Consider the following 19,900-nt stretch of genomic DNA (forward strand, 5'->3'; position numbering starts at 1 on the left):
AATTAATACTAAATCACTTATAAACGGTGCATTAATCGCAGCATTGTATGCAGTTCTTACGGTTATTCTTGCGCCGATTTCTTACGGGCCATTACAGTGCAGGGTCTCGGAGGCGTTGACTCTTTTGCCGTTCTATTTGCCTGAAGCTGTGCCGGGACTCTTTGCCGGTTGTGTCATCGCGAATATTTACGGAGGTTTCGGCATTCTTGATATAGTTTTCGGGTCTCTTGCGACTCTTATTGCAGCTGTATTGACTCGTAAATCAAGAAATATTTATATCGCTGCATTATGGCCGGTGGTCTCGAATATGATTATTATAGGCGCATTGCTGCATTATCTCGAAAATGTGCCGTTAATCATGACGGGAATTTATGTCGCACTCGGTGAAATTGGCGCGTGTTATATAATCGGTGTGCCGTTGATGAAAATTTTAGAGCGCAGAAATATAATTCACAGGCAGTAATTGTTATATAATAGTCGTGCATTGATAAAAGATTCTTGCGAGAGTAAGTAATCTTTACGGTTTAAAGCAAAGTAAATAAATGCTAGAATGCAGGGCATAAAATTTTTGGAGGAATGTTTTAATAATGATGTCAAGAAAGATTTTATTAATCGTAACAGTAATTACACTTTTCGTGATGAGCAGTGCAATAGCCGCCAACGCAGCAGCAGCAAAGCCCAAACCCGCACCCGCAGCAGGAGCAGATTTTGTCGGAGTAGTCGACAGAGGAGAAATTCTCAATAATCACCCGAGATTACAGCAAGTTCAGCAGCAGCTCGCACAAATCGCACGTCAGAAAGAAAGCGAAGCCAAAGCCGCCGCAGATAAAGAGACAGATACAGCCAAGAAAGCACAAGCAGTCCAAGCTAAAAGACTCGAACTCGCACAGGAAGAGCAAAAGTTAATGGCTCCCATTTATAGAGATTGTGAGCAGGCAGTCAGAGAAGTTGCAGTAAAGCGCAAATTAACTCTCGTGCTTGATAAATTCGTTGTCTTAATCGGCGGAGTCGATATTACTCAAGACGTTATCCAGCAGTTAGCGAAGAAAAAATAATTTCTCATGCGTAAAATTTTTGCGTTAATCGTAATCGTTTTATGCTTAGTTAATCCGGCGTTCTGTGCTCAGCGTGAAATAAAACATGACTGGGTATGGAACGTCTTAGTCATTCCGCCTGCAAACGGCTGGGACTCTGAACCGGGAAAATCTATTAACACCGCTTTAAAATGGTGCGAGGCAGAAATTTCTGACTCAGGCTCAGGCGTGGGCGGTCATGACTTGAAATTTATCAGATTGAATCTCAACACAAGCAGCGATAACCCCGCAAGAGATTTAAATTTTCCGATTGATGACCATACAGCCGCGATAATGAGTTTTGCTTTATCGCCCGAAATTGATAGAGTCCTTGTTGCCCGACTCGCAGGCCGTGAAATTCCTTTAATGCTTGCAGGCGGTGAAAGTGTCTTGATTGATTTCGGTGGTCGTCCATTTCCGAATATTTTTGCGCTTGATTTATTTCGTGATTACAGGTGCAATGCTTTCACGGAGTATGCTAAGAGAATCTATAACCGCGAGAAAAGAATCGCACTGGCCGCTAGCAGATTTACAGTCAATCAGGAACGGGAAGCAAAAATTTGTTATACAATGCTCGATAATGCCGGATTTATGCCTATGCCTTACTGGGCGGACGCGTCTGTTCATGATACATTTGCTATGATGGCCGAAGAAATAGAAAGCTATGAGGGCGAGAATGCCGGAGTAATTATTTCTTTCATGGGCAGCATGGGAGCGCGCGAAATTTGGCGTAATTTTATGCGTCTTCGTTCGAGCTGGCGTTTATGGAATTGTGCAGAACCTGACTCAAGTTATTTATCATGCAGAGGAATGATTTTCGCGGATCAAAATATTTTACTTGCTTCAATGGGCGGCTTTATCGAGACAAAGCGCGAATTATGGCGTACACGTGCAATGCATATTGATGATACAGTCGCAGCAGGCCGGGCAGTTGCTTTAACAGAATGGCTCAAGAAAGCTATTGAATTAATGCCGAAGCCGATTGACAATTTGCCGAGAAATTTATTATTACGAAATCTTGAACGCGCTGACTCAATACCGTTTGGGAATCAGAATTTAAATATTTCTTCACGCCTTCACAGACCAGCAGAACGAAATGTATTTATCGTCGAAGTAAGAAACCGCAAATATGATAATCTTGACGTTGTAAGCACAAAGGGACTCGCCTATATTCCCGGATATTAAAAATTTTTTTCCCTGTTTATATGATAGAATTAAAACGTTTTGTATTACCTGATTAAGATCTAGCTAAGTTAGGAAGTTATATATACTAATGGGAAATTTTATCATATCTAAATTCGGAGGCAGCGCGTTTGCAAATTCCGATATGGCCAAGAAAACAGCCGAAATAATTACGTCTGACCCTGCACGCAGATACATTTTTGTGTCAGCACCGGGCAGAAGATTCAAGAATGATTTGCGCGTAACTGATTTATTGTATTTGACTCATTCGCGGTTCAAGAGCCGTGATAATTACGACGAGACATTGAATCAAGTCAAAGAACGTTTCACAGAAATTATACAGGGCTTGGGAATAGATTTTAACATTGACGCAGAAATTGACGTTATCAAGCGCAACTTGTTATCAGGCAAACCCAGCGAAGAAATTGCCAGCCGCGGAGAATACATCATGGCAAAAATAATTTCTCTTTACCTCGATTGGCAGTTCGTCGACGCTTCAGAAATTATTTTCTTCAAGATTGACGGGACTCTTGACCTTGCTAAAACTCTTGAACGCTCAGAAATGAGACTCAAAAATGTAAATCACGCAATAATACCGGGCTTTTACGGATCAATGCCGGGCTACGGGATAAAAACTTTCACACGCGGCGGGGGCGATACTTCCGGCGCACTTGTTGCACTGGCCTTAAAAGCTGATTTATACGAAAAATGGTCGGAAACTACAGAAGTTTTCACGGCGGATCCCTCAATTGTTGATCACCCTCACAAGATAAGGCACGTTACATATGCTGAACTCCGCGAGCTTACGTACATGGGCATTAAAGTTATTTACGAGGACGTTATACATTTATTGCAGAGCGCGAAAATTCCCATCAGTATACATAATATATATAATCCTTCAGACAAAGGAACGCTCATAACAGAAGATCTAGCGGAAGATTCACACCGCAGTGTTGCAGCTTGTATCGCCGGACAGAGACATTTTAAGGCAATCAGAATCGAGAAATTTGGACTCAACCGGCTTCACGGCGTAGGAGAAAAAGTTTTTGGGACGTTCGCAAAATATGGAATTTCCTGCGAGCATTACGTATCAGGAATTTATAATTTCTGCATAATCGTTAGGAACATGGTATTTGACCTCAACAGAGCGCAAATTTTCGAGGAAATCAAGAAGGCAATCAACCCCGAAAGTATCGAAATGGATAATGATTTGTCGCTCATTGCAATTATCGGCAAGGGCATGGGCACAGAAAAAGGAATCTTCGCGCGAATCTTCAACGCTATAGCAGCAGTAGGCGTAAAAATTCATTTCATCAGTCAGGGAGCAGACGATTTAAATATAGTAATCGGAGTCTATGATGCAGATTTCGAGAAAACTATTAAAGCACTCTACGACGCAATGATTTTCGAGGAGAAAGAATAATAACGGGGGAAAACGCTCCCCCATTTTTTTATTTACTCGTCGTCTTCGCTGTCGTCGTCTTCATCAGGACAAGGGACGTTATAAAATATCGCCGTCAATACCGGAATAATAATTAACGTCAATACAGTACTGACTGTCAAGCCCGCCATTATCGTAACAGCCATCGGACCGAACATTACATCCCATATCAACGGAATCATCCCTAAAACTGTAGTAAACGCCGACATCGCAACAGGTCTTAAACGCGCAACAGCATCATTTACGATAGATTTATATTTATCACGGCCGGCCGCAAAATCCGCGCTGACTTGATCAAGCATAACGATAGAATTTTTTGCGAGCATTCCTACAAGCGAGAGAAGACCCACAATCGCAAGAAAACTTACATCCATTCCCGCAAGCCATAAGCCCCCGACAACGCCTATTAATATTAACGGCAATGAAATAAATATTATAATTGTCTGTCTGAAACCGTTAAATAAAAATATCATGATAACAAACATTATTAATATCGCAGCAGGAAAAGCTACGGCCATCCCCGCAATTGATTCATCTGAGAGTTCATGCTCTCCGCCCCATTCAAGCGAATAACCGAACGGAAGTTTTATTGCTTCAATCCTGGGCTTGATTCTTGCTAGCATTTCATCAGCGTTCATGCCGAATTTTACTTCACTCATTGCAGAAATATAACGGCTTCTGTCCCGCCTCATGATTATATTATCCTCAAAGACTGTCTCAAGATTCGAGAAAACTGTACCCAGCGGCACAACTTTATTCAACAACGGCGACCACACCGGCACAGAGCTTAATAACTCGATATTGTTTCGTTCTTCAGGGATTAACGCCGCATAAATTGCCAAAGATTTATCACCTTCACGAAATGCCCCGATTGTTATTCCCGTTGTTGCCATTTGAGTCGCATAATTTATTAACGGTCTGCCGAGTCCAAGTGCCTGCATTTGATCCTTCAAGATGTGAGGCCGTATAACCTCGACTCTTTCACGCCAATTATCACGCACAAATTTTGATGAAGGATCCTGCCTCATTATGTCGCACGCCTGATTCGCAAGTTTACGCAAAATTTCAGGGTCATCACCGTAAAATCTTGCGCCGATTTTCTCGCTCATTCCTGAACCCCTAGCAAATAACCTGCAATAACCTTCGACAGGAGTCATTTTTTCGTCAATATATTTCTGAGTCTCTAACAGCATTTGACGTGTAAATTTTGCGTCCTTCAACTCTACCATTAATTGCGAGAATGCATTACTGCCTTCAGGAGGTGAATACGTCAGCATGAATCTTAATCCGCCGCCGCCTATAAATTGCGAGACATTTTTTACATTCGGATTTGATGAGATAAAGTCAGCTAATTTTTTCGTCGCTTCCTCCTGAGCCTTTAACGATACGCCTTCAGGACTCCATAAATCTATGTTGAAATATACTGTCTCAGCGTCAGGGAAAAAACTGGTCTTCATGGTCGTAAATATCATCATTGAACCCGCAAATAATGCAACAGTTACCATTACAGTTATTAATTTATTGCGCAGACATAGTTCAAGAAATGATTTATACAGCTTGAATAAAAAACTGTCGTAGGGGTCTCCTTCCTGCTTTGACGGCTTGAGAAAAACTTTCCCCAGCACAGGAGCAGCAATTAAAGCAGCAAACCAGCTCAATATCATAGAAATTCCTACAACTTGAAATAAACTGCGCAGATATTCACCAGCCTGAGCCTTTGACAGTCCAACCGGAGCAAATGCAAGAACAGCTATTATCGTACCGCCCAGCATCGCCCATTTTGATGACTCTACAGAATCGCTCGCAGCATCTTCTAGAGTCATACCTCTTTCAACGCCGACAAGCATTCCTTCAGCGACAACGATTCCATTATCAACAAGTGAACCTAACGCAATAATTAACGCAGCCAGCGACACCATCTGCAAAGTTATTCCGGTGTAATTCATTATTGCCAGCGTCCCAGCTACAGTAATCAACAAAACAAGTCCGATAATCAATCCCGAACGCAGGCCCATAAAAATTAACAGCACTCCTACGACTATTGCAAGAGATTCCATCAGGTTAATCAAGAAATCATCTGTAGACTTCACAACTTGATCCGACTGCATATAAATTTCGTTGAGCTCAATTCCGACGGGTCTGAATGCTTCTAACTCCTTCAAACGTTTTGAGACTGCACGGCCCATATTAACGACGTTCCCGCCCTCAACTGTAGAAATTCCTATAGCTAATGCCGGGCGATCGTTAAATTTCAGCTTGAATGACTGAGGGTCTACATAATCGCGTCTTATTGCTGCAATGTCTCGAAGGCGCGTTAAATTTCCTCCTGCACTGCCGATTACTAAATTTCCGATGTCCTCAACAGAAATAATTGCGCTTGTCGGCGAAATTCGTATATATCTATCACCGAGCGTAATATTTCCTGCTGCCGATAAAGTATTTTGCTGAGTCAGTGCTGCAAAAATTATAGCAGGCGATAAACCTAATGCAGATAATCTTGACGCGGAGAACTCGATATAAATTCCTTCTGTCTGCTCACCTAAAATTTTAACGCTTGCAACACCGGGAACGAGCACTAAATTTTTCTTGAGAAAGTCTGCATAATCGTATAATTCTTTCATTGTGTAGCCGTCGCCTACAAGTGCGTAATATTGCCCGTAGACCTCGCCGAAATCGTTATTTATTATTATAGTTGCTCCTGAAGGCATATAAATTTGCGCGTCATTAACTTTTTGTCTTAACTTGTCCCATATTTGCGGGAGTTCTTGACTCGTGTATTCGTCTTTGATGTCAACATAAATTATTGTCATTCCTGCCGTTGAACGCGAGCGGATGTGCTTAATTTCTCCCATTGCTTGAACAGCGTCTTCGATTCGGGCTGTAACTTCCTGTTCGACCTCGTAAGCACTTGCACCGGGGTAAATTGCGCTGATAACTGCTGTCTTGATAGTAAATGAAGGATCTTCGAGCTTGCCGATCTGAAAATATGCCATGACACCCCCGACAAGAGTCAATAAGCAGATAAACGCAACGACTCGAAATCTTTTAATGCTTGCTCGTGCTATGTCCATTGATTTAATCCTCCGTCAAGAGTCTAACGTGCTGGCCTTCGTGCAAAAAATTGACTCCTGCTGTAACGATGATATTTCCGCCTTTGATATTGCCTTCTATCTCGATAAATGAGTCATTGCGAATCGTTCCAAGAGTAACTAAAATTTTGCGGATTCGGCCTTCTTCGTAACGCCACACGAAATTATTTCCGTCCTGATTCAAAATTGCGCTTGTAGGAACGAAAAATTTATTATTTTCGCTTGTATCGCCTGTAAAATCAGCTTCGACGGTTACGGCCATTCCGGGCAAAATTCTAAAATCTTGCTGCGAGGGCATGACGGCTGTTACGGGATAAGTATTCGCGCCGGTTGTTTGTGTAGCGACCTCTTTAATTTTCAGCGGAAAAACTTTATCGGGCAGAGCGTCAAATCTTGCATGAATCGTGAATAAATTTGCGTTTGCCTGCAATTCCTGAAGGTTATTAACTTTGCGGATCGGTGCGAGCAAAATATCATTATCGGGAATGTTGAAGACTATTTCTAACGTGCTGAGATCCTGAAGGCTGAAAATTGTCTGCTTTGCGTTTATGTCCTGAAAATTTTCGGCGGTTCTGTCTGCGATTACTCCTTCAAATGGAGCTGTTAATCTCGTATCGTTTAATGAATCTCTTGCGGCCTTGACGTTTGCTTCTGCTGTTCTGACTGCGGATCTTGCTACGTCCAATTGCGTTTTGTAGGTGTCATAAGTTGCGCGGGGGACTACTTTTTGTTTGTATAAATTTTCGTAGCGTTTGAAATTTGCTTGAGCGTCTTTGTATTGTGCCTGAGCTTGTGATAATGCGCTTTGAGCCTGTGATAATCTCGTGTTAAAGTCTCGCGGGTCAAGAGTTGCGAGTAATGCACCTTTTTTGACGTGTGCGCCTTTTTCGACTTTAATATCGTTGAGAGTCCCTGCTACCCTGAATGACAAATCTGCGCGTTTGCCTCCTTGAACGGTTCCGAAATAGTGTCTGTTAAATGACGCTCCGGAATCTTGAAGAGTTATAGTGCGTACTGGTCTGATAATTTCGGGTTCGGGCTGGGATTCTTGTTTTGTGCGTAAAGTGTTGAATCCGTAAAGAATGCCGGCGACAAGAGCAGCCCCGACTAAAAATTTTATAATATGCTTCATGAGTCACACTCCTGTAGATTTGTGATATTGCGTGAAATTATAAAACTTTCAGCAATTTATTTCCTCTGTATATTATAAGATTGTGTGATTGCGCGTGTTTTGTGTTTTTCCGCCGCCGAGCAGGGTGGGCGGGTGGGGCGAGGCGGCGGACGACGAAGCCTGAACGAAGTAAATATGTGCGGTAAAATTTATTTACTCTTTATAGCAAACGCACTTGAATAGCTGTAAAAATGTACGTTCTTATGCTGTGGCCAACGAGAGTAACCGCTTTTAATGCTTTCACTATATTAAAGCGGACAGAGTGTTTACTGCCCGCAAAAAATTTATTTACTCCTGCTCGTTCTTAGTGTGAAAATGGAACATCACAATACCTAATGGCGGTAAAGTCAGCATTAATGAATAAGGATAACCGTGAGACTCGCTTAAGTCTGACTCCATTCCTCCGCAATTACCGAGACCGCTTCCGCCGTATTTCTCTGCATCAGAATTTAATATTTCCTTCCAGAATCCTGCGCGTGGGACTCCGACTTTATATCCGAAACGAGGTACAGGCGTAAAATTAGCTGCACATAAAATATATTCGTCGTCGCTCTTGCCCTTACGAATCCAGACTATTACGCTTTGCTGCCAGTCAGAACAGTCAATCCATCTAAAACCGTCCGGCGTAAAATCGAGTTCATAAAGAGGCTTATACGTTTTCAGAGCGTGATTTAAATCTCTGACCCAATCTTGAATCCCGCGAAATTCAGGTTTTTGCAGCAAATGCCATTCAAGCGCCGAGTCATGATTCCATTCGAGTCCCTGCGCAAATTCACAGCCCATAAATAATAATTTCTTGCCTGGATGCGCCCACATATAACCGAATAAGAGTCTCAAATTCGCGCGTTTCTGCCACCAGTCGCCCGACATTTTATTAATTAATGAACCCTTGCCGTGAACTACTTCATCATGAGAGATCGAGAGCATAAAATTTTCACTGAACGCATACCAGATACTAAACGTCAATTGATTCTGATGCCAGCTGCGATAAATCGGCTCAAGACTCATATAATCTAACGTGTCATGCATCCAGCCCATATTCCATTTCATGCCGAATCCCAAACCGCCCAAGAAAACCGGACGCGTTACCATAGGCCAGTCTGTGCTTTCTTCTGCGATTGTCTGAATCGTTCCAAATCTGCCAAATAATTCGCTGTTGAGGTCGCGCAAAAGTGAAATAGCTTCGAGATTTTCTTTTCCGCCGTAAACATTTGGAATCCATTCGCCGTCTCTGCGTGAGTAATTGAGATATAACATTGAAGCAACTGCGTCGATTCTCAATCCGTCAGCATGATATTTATCGATCCAGAATGCAGCACTTGAGATCAAGAAACTTCTAACTTCATTGCGGCCGTAATTAAATATGTAGCTGCCCCAGTCAGGGTGATAACCTCGTCGCGGGTCTTCATGCTCATAAAGTGCAGTCCCGTCATAGCGTGCGAGTCCAAAATCGTCCGTCGGGAAATGACTCGGCACAAAGTCAAGGATTACTGCAATATTTTTCTTGTGAAGTTCGTCAACAAGTTTCATAAAATCTTCAGGCGTTCCATATCTGCAAGTCGGCGCAAAATATCCTAATGTCTGATAGCCCCACGAGCCGTAAAAAGGATGTTCCATGACCGGCAGAAATTCTACAGCGTTAAAGCCCATGTCCTCGCAATATCCGGGTAATTCTTCGGCCATTTCTTTATATGAGAGCGATAAACCGACGTCCCAATGTCTGCGCCAAGATCCTATATGAACTTCATAAACGCTCAATGGTGCGCCGAGATTCATTTTTTCGCCTCTGTGTGCAAGCCATTCAGAGTCGCCCCATTCATATTCGGGCCAGTGAGTAATTGATGATGTTCTCGGAGGAAGTTCAAATAAGCGCGAGAATGGATCCATTTTTTCTTTGATTTCGCCGTGAACGTTTTTGATGCAGAATTTGTAAAGCTCCCATTTTTTGAGGTCGGGTACAAAACCTTCCCAGATTCCTGAACCGTCCCATCGAGGCGCGAGAGGGTGTGCTTCAGTGTTCCAATAGTTGAAATTTCCGACAACAGAGACAGCCTGTGCATTTGGTGCCCATACACTAAAGGCGACTCCTTCTGCACCGTCTGCCGGATCAGTGAAGGGAATTGCGCCCATTTTGTCATATAAACTGTAGTGAGTGCCCTGCTTAAACAAGAAAATATCATAATCGCTTAGTGCTGATACTCCGTGTCTTATACTTCCTGCCATGTGATAAATTACCTCCTAATAAAAAATTTTTCGTGATTGAATCATATTGAATGAATAATATCATGTTTTAGAGAATTTCACGCACAAATTCATCACACACTATTTGAAAGCCTTTCCATGACCAGTGAGTATCAACCAGCCAGTATAAATCTTTCTCTCCGCGTTCAAGTGCTTTGCGCAAAATTTTCTTAGTGTTCACGAATATATAATTTTTGCCGGGCATTGAGTCAAGTTCTGCGAATAAATTATTTTCCGGCCGGCCGTGCTTGTTGATTATATACGGGAAATACAAATCATATTTATCAACGCAGGGCATGAAGACGAGCTTTATATTTTTCGCGCGTAAAATTTCGGCAGCGTTATTTAAATTTGCGTGAATCATGGCAGGATTAATAGACTCGTGCAGATAATTTAAATCTTCATAATAAGTCAACAAAATATTTTCTTGTCCCGGATTAGTAAATAAATTCTGATTGAGAGTGTTTATATATACTTCAGGGCTTAATTGTTCGGGATGAAAGAGTCTGTAGAATTTGTTTGACAGATAATTATAATTCGCTTTAATCATTATGGGAGCAAATAAACCGTCTGAAAGATTCTTAGATTTATTATCACTCAGCACAATATCAGATTTTACAGAATTTGCTTGTATTTCTTTAGTGCCTAACCTGCCATTTACATAACGCCCGACACTTTCAAGAATTATGACTCTAGGCTTCAATTTATCAATCAGGCCGGAATTTACGAGAATATATAAATCTTCAACGGGACTAAATGTTAGACTAAAGTTTAAGACTCTCAAGCCGTATTTATCCGTCAAATAATCCTGATAATAATTTTTTCCGCCGCCATTGCTGAAAGAGTCTCCTATGGTGATTACGTCAAGGCCGGAACTCAAATAATCGCGAAATTTTGTGTGTCTGCGTGAATAATTTGCTATTTGTGTGAGTGAGTCTGTAGTTGCAAAACTTCCCATACGTGATAAATCGCCCCTGAGAAAAATTTTTTTGTTGAAACCGTACCACATTGCAAGATTCAACGCCATAAACGCAAATAATAATATTACAAGCGAGTAAAAATATTTCTTAGCTGTCATAAATATAAAGCCTCCTAAAATTTATTATTGAGTTCGTGTCAGATCATAAAATTTCAGCTCAATGCTATTAATTGCTTCAGCTCCCTAACCCGGCATTAAAAGCTAGCTCGTCATAATAAATAAATAACTCCAGTTCAATGCTATTAATTGCTTCAACTCCCTAACCCGGCATTAAAAGCTAGTTCGTCATAATAAATAAATAACTCCAGCTCAATGCTATTAATTTATCGCGCGAACACGTTCGTTCTGCCCACCCACCCACCCGGACTCAAGGGGTAGCGCGAACAGGCAAAAATTTTTTCGTGATCCAACGCTCTAAAACTGGAAATATAAGAAATCGCTGACTCCTGAATAATTAAAAAGTGCTATTACAGCAAGTGCAAAACTCGCAAGCAGCCATATATAACCAGATCTAAATCTCTTCATAATCAAGTCTTGACTATTAGGAAATAAAAGCGTAATCAGAGTCGCAGAAAGAATTAATTTTTTGTCGCCGGCATGTCCGAAATTAAACGGGTTCAACATTGCATATAAAATTTTTGCAGCAGTATTTAAATTTTCAGCTCTGAATATTACCCAGCAGAAAATCACACAAATAAACGTAATCCCCCATGAAATAACCGCAGGCAGCTTTATATTTAACCTCCGCCACTGATGATTAATTGCAAGCATTAAACCGTGCAAAGCTCCCCATAAAATAAACGTGAGTCCGAATCCGTGCCATAATCCAGTAAATAACATAGCAATAATTACATTGCGCGTTCTCTTAATCTCACCTTCGCGGCTGCCTCCCATAGGAATATAAATATAATCTCTTATCCAGCGGCCTAATGAAATATGCCATTTACGCCAAAAATCTATAATACTCAGTGATTTATAAGGCGAGTCAAAATTTACAGGCAGATTCAAACCAAACATCAGCCCAAGTCCTACAGCCATATCAGAATAACCGGAAAAATCAAAATATAACTGCATTCCGTAACCGACCGCACCCGCCCAAGCCTCAATAAATGTAACTGTACCGGCATTAACAAATAAATTATTCGCAATGGAAGCTAGTGAGTCAGCAATAAAAATTTTCTTGAATAATCCCATAATAAAAAGTGTTAAACCCTTCGCTAATTTATCATGGTTAGGCAAAATATTATTTAATTCCGGCAGAAATTTTTTGCAGTCAACTATAGGCCCCGACGTTATACACGGAAAAAATGCAACGCAGCCCGCATAATTCAATAACGGCACAGATTTTATTGACTCACGGTAAATTTCGATTAAATATCCTGTCTGAGTGAACGTATAAAACGATATCCCAGGCGGTAAAATATTTGTTGACTTAAAATATATCAACAACGCAAAATTAAATGTTATTCCAGCAAATAACCAGAATTTACGCAAATTTTTCCGCGCAATCATGAGACTCATAATATAATTTATCAGCAATGAGACAATCAAGACAGGAAAAAATTTAACGCTCATTAAACCGTAAAATATCAACGAGATAATCACAAGCCATAACAGAACAAAATCTTTGCTGAAACTCGAAGCAATAAAGAATCCCGCAAGACTCACAGGCAGAAATATATAAATAAATTCTAACGACGTGCAGAGCATTATAATAAATCCTCCGCAATTTTTGAGGCAGCTAATTTTTTTGTGAGAGTAAATGAATCGTTGCGTGAACTAAAATTTTTGCGCGTTCTTGTAGTTGCAAATGTAGTTGAAAAATGTACGTCCTTGCGAAAATAAATATTTGAGTCAATAATTAAGGCGATAGGCGATAGGCGATAGGCGATAGGCGATAGGCGATTATACACGATTTTAAATTTTGTGTCAAGTTATTTTCTCTCCGATTCTGTGATAATTTGTGAAAATTTTTGCAAACATTATAGCATTGTGAATGAATAAATTTTTTCAGGGTATAATATCAACAATAACTAATTATACATATAAATTTAGGGAGGAATTTATTTCATGCGCATAAAAATTTTTATTCTGACTCTATCGTTATCGCTGATAATAACGGCTTCGGCAAATTCTGCAACACTCACAAATACAGATCCTCATGTCGGCGAACAAGTAATTTTTTCCGTTCAGACTTCGCAAATACCTTCTGGCGGTTCTGTTGAATGGTCAGTAGCTCCTACAACGGGAAAGACTCCCGCGAGAATCTCACTCAGAGCAGGAGGCCGCGAATTTGCTTTTACGCCTCTCGACACAAAGCCGGTGAAGGTTACAGCAAATTTCATAAACAGTCAGGGCGATATTGTCGAGACTTCAGAAAAAGTTATCAACCCCGGCGAATTTGTAATTAATGCTTCTGTCGTGGTCGATAAGCCTTTAACTTTGTGGGACGCTGAGAAACATTCAAATTTTGTGCTTGAACCAAGTGATTTATTAGCTAACACTCCTATAAAGATTCGCGCGGAACTTGCACCCGATTTTAAAGGCGAACACACGTTTAAATGGGTCTCTGACGCAGCAACGGCATTAATGAGTCAAGACAATGACGAAATTTTTATACGGCGAGGCAGTGTCGGCGAGAGTGAATTAACTGTAACAGCTTTTAACTCGTCGGGAATAAGACTCGGTCAAGGTTCAACGAAGGTAAAAATTAATATCCCCATGTCAAGATATGAGGACTCATCGAGAGAGCGCGAGGCTTGGAATTTATGGCAGAAAGCTCAAGAGTCATGGGAAGCAAAGAAATACGCAGAAGGTGTCAAACTCGCAACACGTGCAGCAGGACTCGCCCCCAGAGATAAAGAAATTTCCGAAGGTCTGCGCGCAATGAACACTAATTTTGCAAGGTTCACTAAGGCCGAAAAATTGCGTTCTGACGCTGTAACACTCGACAAAAACAAAAAATTTGACGATGCATTGAAAAATTTGCGTGCAGCTGCTGTGATATGGCCGCTCGATACTGACGCAGAAAAAATTTCAGAGGCCGAACGCAAAGTAAATGATTACAGATTACTCGTTCAGCAGTCTAACTGGCTTATTGACACGGGACGGGCTTATGACAGCGAAAACATGTTCGAGGAAGCAATTGACTATTACACAAAGGGTATAGCAATAGTTTCAAATGATGCAGTAAGCGAACGAATCGAGCGCATAAAGAATCGATTAACACTCATTGCAAACGCAGACAAATACGCAGGTGAGGGCAATACTTTAGAGCGCGAAGGAAATTTAACGGAGGCTTTGCAGCGTTATGGAGCAAGCGTTTTGAGCAACCCCGACGCAACTTTGAAAGCTCATATTGAAGAATTGCAAAATGTTATTTCACGGCGGGAACGTCAAGCACAGGCACTTTACCGCGAAGGAAATGAGTTATTACGCAAGAATCAGAATCAGGAGGCATTGAAACGCTTTAGAGAGAGTCTAAACGTTTGGCCCAACGATCAAGCAAGACAACGCGCGAATCAATTACGAAATGTGAGATTACCAGCTGATACAGTCTTGAGAGGGCCTGAAGATTTCGGAATCGGAACAAGAATCGACGCTCAAAGAATCACGAATCAAGCTGACGAATTATACGCGCAGGGAAAATTTGATGAGGCCTTAGCACTTTACAGAAGGGCACAGACAATTTCAGCAAATCCGCAGCTAAAAGACTGGCTCACAAGATTCGAGCGCACAATCAGAGAACGAGACGCAGTAAACGCAGCAAATAAACAAATCGCACAAGCCAACGCACTATATAAGGCCGGAAAAGTAAAAGAAGCTCTCGATTTGTACAGACAGAGTCTCGCAACACATCCGAATCCCGAAATAGAAGCGTTCTTAAAGCGTCAGGGGGCTGCGTCCAAGTGAAAATTTTAGGATTCTGCAACCTCAAAGGCGGAGTCGGAAAAACTACGGCATGTCAAAATATTGCTGCTGCTCTTGCCTCACTCGGTAAAAAAATTGCAGTAATCGATATGGACCCTCAAAGCAATTTAAGCGCGGGATTTGGTGTAATGCCACTTGCGAGCGAGCCTCAAGTTTTTGATTTATTGTCAGGTTCTATGACGTGGGACGAGGTTGTAATTCGCAAAGAAAATATTGATATAATTCCCAGCTCGTTAAATCTCGTCATGGCAGAATTGAATCATGAAGGCGCGATAAATAATGATACAGTTTTGCGCGATTCACTGACTCAATTAGAATCAGACAGATATGATTACATTTTGCTTGATAGTCCTCCTCAATTAGGAGTCTTCACGAGAAATGTATTAGCGGCCTGCAACAGTATTATTGTCCCGATGGACGGCGGTTATTATAGTTATCTGGGCTTGAACCTGCTTAACTCGTCGATTCAGATTTTCCGCGACAGATTGAATCCTGATTTGAATATTGCCGGGATTCTCATGACAAATTATAATGCGCGTCTTTCTGTTGCTAGAAAAATTTACGATAGAGTCAAGAAAAATTTCAGCGATAAACTTTTTGAGACCTGCATAAATCAAAACGTGAGTCTCATAGAAGCGTCAAGAATGGGATTATCAATTTTTGCGTACTCTCCGCGCTCTAAAGGTGCACAGTGTTATAAAGCTGCTGCAATAGAATTATTAAAGCGTGAAGGCGTTATTATTGACGAGTCTCAACCCGAACCAGAACCAGAACCCGACACCAAGCAAAAAATTATTGACATGCTCAATGACTCGCAAAAAAATATGTGGCTGTCGATGTTAAGTGCTGTTAGTGATATTTCCTGCGCTGAAATAAATATAGATTCGCTCAAGTCAGAATTTGAAAGCGTTGATCATGACGCAATAACATTTTATATTTTGACTGACGAGGGGAATTTATCGCCGGTTATTATTTCATCGCAAATAAAAGAATCCGTCAAGCTGGCACTAAAATTTGACGAAAACGGCTCTGTTAATGCTTACATGTGAGAGATAAAGCCCTTGACTCGTTCAGGGGCAAATTTTTTATGCAGGAGGCAAATTATTTATCATGAAAGTTGTATCAGTTATTAACTATAAGGGCGGAGTCGGCAAGACTACATTAACGGCGAATTTAGGTGCTTATGCTGCATCAGTTGGGAAAAGAGTCTTGATGATTGATTTAGATCCGCAGTCAAATTTGACATTTAATTTTATTGCGCCGTCGGACTGGGCAGAACGTTACTCCGGCAAAATGACTCTGAAGAATTGCTTTGACCCCGTAACGAAAGATAACGCAAATGAGATAATGCCCTTATCAGAAGTAATAATTTCCGCGCGTGCAGACGATAAGACACTAGATATTATCAGCTCGCATTTAGATTTAATAGAGACCGATATGGAATTAGCAGCTATTGCAACAGTTGCGCCGAATATTCAAGGACTCGCAAGAAACGCATTAAGAGTGTACAGTTATTTACGCAATGGATTATATGAACTAAGAAATAATTATGATTTAGTTATGATTGATTGTCCGCCAAATTTTTATACTCTCGTGAAAAATGCCATTGTTGCGAGTGATTATTATATAGTACCTGCTAAACTTGATTATTTGTCGACTTTGGGAACGGAAAATTTACAGGTTGGACTCGAAAAATTTTTAACTGAATACGACGAATATAGAAAAATTTGCAAGGAAAAGCCATATCAGCCGGTTTTTATTTCGGAGCTTGGAGTCGTTCCCATAATGGTCGAATATTCAAAGGGTGATACGCTGTTAAAGACTATGGCAGCATTTGAGGACGAATTAAGAAAGAAACATTACATATTTACTCGAGTCAGAAATAACGCGTCTGTATTCGGGTCTGCTCCTAAAATAGGTCTTCCGGTAGTGTTGACAACGCCGAGATTTTTATTTAGCAGCACTCATAAGAAAATTAAAGCCGAACTACAGCAGCTCGGCCAAGAATTTATAAACAAGCTCGAAATATAATTTACCGCTTCCAAGTAAATTTATTCGGGAAAAATATTTTAAGTCTCTGCACAACAAGCCCGGCAGCAACACTCTTCACAATATCGCCGGGCAAAGGCATCAACACGAAATAAATTAATAGACTCTTTGCGCCTAGTTCATTGCCTATATAATATTTGCTCACAAAATAATAATATGGAATCCCTACTGCATAAATAAAAGCTATTCCCGCCAAAGCTCCCGCAATCCACGTTAATAAGCAGGGATTAAATTTTTCTGCAGCATAACCCGAAATCCACGCGCCCCCGATAAAGCCCAGAATATAACCAAATGTCGGAGTAATCGTAAAGAACGGCAAGCCCGCGAGTCCTGCACCGATATAAACGCATACTGATACAGCACCGTAAAATTTTCCCAGAATCAAACCGGCCAAGACTACAAATAAAGTCTGTAAAGTAAGAGGCACTAAAGGAGTCGGGATTCGTATATAAGTCCCTACAGCAATTAACGCCGCAAATAACGCGCATAAAATAATATATTTTGTCTTCATGATAGATTCTCCCTCACTGTAAATACTTCACCGGAGCGCAAAATTTCTTTACCGCCTGACTCATTTATGATAATTAATCCGCCGTTATCGTCGATTCCCTGAACGAGTGCGAACATTTTTTGCGAGTCTTTCATGTAGGTGATATTTTTTCCTGTCAAAATTGAGCGTTCACGATATAAATTTATTAATTCCGGCGAGCTTAAATTTTCGGCGAAATCCATAATGTAATCTGCTATTTTTGCGCAAATTGAATTTCTTGTGCAAGTCATATTATTATCGCTGAAAAGTGCTCCTGCGTTGTAATTGCCGGAAAATTTTTCAGTCGTTATATTTATGCCGATTCCTGTTATGACGCTTTCAATTTCTCCGCTTTCAAAGCCTGTTACGGCCTCAGTTAGAATCCCGCAAATTTTTTTACCGTTCAAGTAAATATCATTTACCCATTTTATGACAGGCTTAAATCCGCAAAGATCTTCAATAGTCAAGCACACAGCTACAGCAGCAGCAATAGTTATAAATTGAAATCTTGAGGACTCAATTTTCGGACGCAGAATCAGACTCATATATAAGCCTGTACCCGCCGGCGAGTCAAAAGAATGTCCGAATCTCCCCCGGCCTGCTGTTTGTGAGTTTGCAGCAATTAGAGTCCCGTTTTCGGCACCGTCCAAAGATATTTTTTTCGCGTAATTATTAGTGGAGTCGATTTTGTCAAAGCAGATAACATTTTTGACTCTTGAGTCATCACGCAAATATGATTTAATGCCTTTGTCAGTCAATACATCACTAAAATTTTCGAGTGAATAGCCTTTATTCGGGACAGCTTTAATTTTATGGCCGTCTTTACGGAGTGAGTCTATAGCTTTCCATATTGCAGCCCTTGAGACATTGAGAGAACCTGCTAAATTTTCACCTGATATAAATTTTCCCCTGTTTGATTCTAAAACTTGTAAAACTTTTTCACGCAATTAATTTATTACCTCCTGATTTAAAATCGTCAACGCAGAAATTATATAACTAGTTTACAATTAATGCGACTCTTGCGGAAAAAATATTTTATCGGCTATAATTCGTGAAATAAATCAATCTTTTATGCAGGGGGAAATCATAAAATGTCATTAAGCGCAAATATTAGACTTGCACGCAAAACAGCAGGTCTCACGCAAATTCAATTAGCTGATAAATTAGGGGTCTCAATTGCAACATTAAGACGCTGGGAGGCAGGCGAGACAGCACCAACAGGAACGCGAATAATAGAGCTTGCAAACCTGTTAAAAATTTCTCCTGATGACATCGTAGCAGATAAAACCGTAACAAATCGGCAGGGGCGCGCAAGTGTTTATTATCCAAATTCGAGCGAATCAAATGGAATGTTAGTATATGAGGGAGAAGGCACAAGAATCGAGCTTCCCCCTACGGAAAAAGGTTATGAGTTATTTAATCGCTTAGTCGAAAATCTCATAAACAAGCGCAAAGAAAATCAGCAAATGTAACTTGTATTGCTTGTGCCGGTCATGTCTTCAATATTTCTGATAACGTCGGCAGTAAGTCCCATTCCTTTAGCGAGTTTGTCGAGATAATTTCTTTCTGCGTCGGTGTCTACTTCAATGGCCATTAATGACGCTGCATAGACTTGTGCTGCTAAATCCGGCCTGTTTCGTGTGGCTGATAAAATTTTTGCTGTCTCCATAGGCGCATTAAGTTTGCTGATTACGTAATTGACTCCTTCTTGGCCGACTCCTGACTCTTGTAATTTTTTCATAATTTGATTGAGTTCGTTAGAGTCAACTTGTCCGTCAGATTTTGCAGCGTCGATCATTGCGAGTAAAATAATTTCTGCGTCAGTTGCCTGCTGCTGAGGTGTCGGCTGTGTGTATGCGGGGACATTTGCGGGAGCTGGTGTACTTGCGTTGCTGCCTCTGTTAGTGAAAGCCTTATAAGCCATCATTCCAAGCAAGCCCATTAGACCGCCGCCGAGTGAATTTAATGTAGTGCTTCGCGAACCTCCGCCAAGTGCGCCGAGTAATGCTCCTATTCCTGTAGCTGCAAGATTATCGCCGCCGACTCTGTCTTTAACTGCCTGACCTGCGCCCATGAGAGAGCTTAATATATCTTGAATCCCTCCGCCCGCGCGTGAAACCCTTTGATTTGATGAAGGAGTCATCCCTCCGCCCTGAATCATTGAGCCTAATAGATCCATAAAATTTAATGCCATAGAAATTTTTGCTCCTTTCGTA

Annotated in this window: 16 protein-coding genes; 8 read left to right on the forward strand and 8 right to left on the reverse strand. The window is 41.1% G+C overall.

The features are described 5' to 3' along the window. Position 1 precedes the first annotated feature (1 nt). From IJT21_09210 to IJT21_09225, 4 genes are all read left to right on the forward strand, one after another. A complete protein-coding gene (locus IJT21_09210) occupies positions 2-463 on the forward strand; it encodes a QueT transporter family protein (protein MBQ7578429.1) in 462 nt (153 codons plus the stop codon). A gap of 124 nt (positions 464-587) precedes the next feature. Further along, complete coding sequence (locus tag IJT21_09215) at positions 588-1,055, forward strand: OmpH family outer membrane protein (GenBank protein MBQ7578430.1); 468 nt, start codon at positions 588-590, stop codon at positions 1,053-1,055. A 6-nt stretch (positions 1,056-1,061) separates the two neighbouring features. Further along, positions 1,062-2,258, forward strand: a complete 1,197-nt coding sequence (locus tag IJT21_09220; GenBank protein ID MBQ7578431.1) for a hypothetical protein — start codon at positions 1,062-1,064, stop codon at positions 2,256-2,258. 88 nt (positions 2,259-2,346) lie between these two features. Continuing rightward, positions 2,347-3,678, forward strand: a complete 1,332-nt coding sequence (locus IJT21_09225; GenBank protein ID MBQ7578432.1) for an aspartate kinase — start codon at positions 2,347-2,349, stop codon at positions 3,676-3,678. A gap of 32 nt (positions 3,679-3,710) precedes the next feature. On the opposite strand, the gene IJT21_09230 is transcribed toward IJT21_09225, so the two are convergent. The 5 genes from IJT21_09230 to IJT21_09250 form a co-directional block, all read right to left on the reverse strand. Then, positions 3,711-6,767: an efflux RND transporter permease subunit gene (locus tag IJT21_09230; protein ID MBQ7578433.1), complete on the reverse strand. Its 3,057-nt coding sequence runs from the start codon at positions 6,765-6,767 to the stop codon at positions 3,711-3,713. Between the two features lie 4 nt (positions 6,768-6,771). Continuing rightward, on the reverse strand, positions 6,772-7,917 hold the full coding sequence (locus IJT21_09235; GenBank protein MBQ7578434.1) for an efflux RND transporter periplasmic adaptor subunit: 1,146 nt from the start codon (positions 7,915-7,917) through the stop codon (positions 6,772-6,774). Between the two features lie 327 nt (positions 7,918-8,244). Continuing rightward, entirely contained in the window at positions 8,245-10,179 is a 1,935-nt protein-coding gene (gene glgB, locus IJT21_09240) for a 1,4-alpha-glucan branching protein GlgB (GenBank protein ID MBQ7578435.1), read from the reverse strand. A gap of 67 nt (positions 10,180-10,246) precedes the next feature. After that, on the reverse strand, positions 10,247-11,275 hold the full coding sequence (locus IJT21_09245; GenBank protein MBQ7578436.1) for a hypothetical protein: 1,029 nt from the start codon (positions 11,273-11,275) through the stop codon (positions 10,247-10,249). A 315-nt stretch (positions 11,276-11,590) separates the two neighbouring features. Further along, positions 11,591-12,886 carry an MBOAT family protein gene (locus tag IJT21_09250; protein ID MBQ7578437.1) on the reverse strand — a complete coding sequence of 432 codons (1,296 nt, stop codon included), beginning with the start codon at positions 12,884-12,886 and terminating at the stop codon, positions 11,591-11,593. 360 nt (positions 12,887-13,246) lie between these two features. Here IJT21_09250 and IJT21_09255 point away from each other — a divergent pair, with 360 nt between their 5' ends. The 3 genes from IJT21_09255 (at position 13,247) to IJT21_09265 (ending at position 17,137) form a co-directional block, all read left to right on the forward strand. Next, the gene (locus IJT21_09255; GenBank protein MBQ7578438.1) at positions 13,247-15,088 is read left to right on the forward strand and encodes a tetratricopeptide repeat protein; all 1,842 of its coding nucleotides are present in this window, start codon (positions 13,247-13,249) and stop codon (positions 15,086-15,088) included. Continuing rightward, on the forward strand, positions 15,085-16,155 hold the full coding sequence (locus IJT21_09260; GenBank protein ID MBQ7578439.1) for a ParA family protein: 1,071 nt from the start codon (positions 15,085-15,087) through the stop codon (positions 16,153-16,155). Before IJT21_09255 ends, IJT21_09260 begins: the two co-directional genes overlap by 4 nt. A gap of 61 nt (positions 16,156-16,216) precedes the next feature. Next, positions 16,217-17,137 carry an AAA family ATPase gene (locus tag IJT21_09265; GenBank protein MBQ7578440.1) on the forward strand — a complete coding sequence of 307 codons (921 nt, stop codon included), beginning with the start codon at positions 16,217-16,219 and terminating at the stop codon, positions 17,135-17,137. 1 nt (position 17,138) lies between these two features. Here IJT21_09265 and IJT21_09270 read toward each other — a convergent pair whose 3' ends face one another. Then, complete coding sequence (locus IJT21_09270; protein ID MBQ7578441.1) at positions 17,139-17,666, reverse strand: biotin transporter BioY; 528 nt, start codon at positions 17,664-17,666, stop codon at positions 17,139-17,141. Continuing rightward, on the reverse strand, positions 17,663-18,631 hold the full coding sequence (locus IJT21_09275) for a biotin--[acetyl-CoA-carboxylase] ligase (GenBank protein ID MBQ7578442.1): 969 nt from the start codon (positions 18,629-18,631) through the stop codon (positions 17,663-17,665). Before IJT21_09275 ends, IJT21_09270 begins: the two co-directional genes overlap by 4 nt. A 144-nt stretch (positions 18,632-18,775) precedes the next feature. On the opposite strand from IJT21_09275, the gene IJT21_09280 reads away from it, so the two are divergent. Beyond that, positions 18,776-19,156 (forward strand): helix-turn-helix domain-containing protein, encoded by a 381-nt coding sequence (locus IJT21_09280; protein MBQ7578443.1) that lies wholly within the window; start codon positions 18,776-18,778, stop codon positions 19,154-19,156. Here IJT21_09280 and IJT21_09285 read toward each other — a convergent pair. After that, positions 19,144-19,878: a tellurite resistance TerB family protein gene (locus tag IJT21_09285; GenBank protein MBQ7578444.1), complete on the reverse strand. Its 735-nt coding sequence runs from the start codon at positions 19,876-19,878 to the stop codon at positions 19,144-19,146. The two genes, IJT21_09280 and IJT21_09285, sit on opposite strands and share 13 nt — an antisense overlap. Positions 19,879-19,900: the final 22 nt, after the last annotated feature.

This window comes from Synergistaceae bacterium, assembly GCA_017443945.1.
Classification (GTDB): Bacteria; Synergistota; Synergistia; order Synergistales; family Aminobacteriaceae; genus JAFUXM01.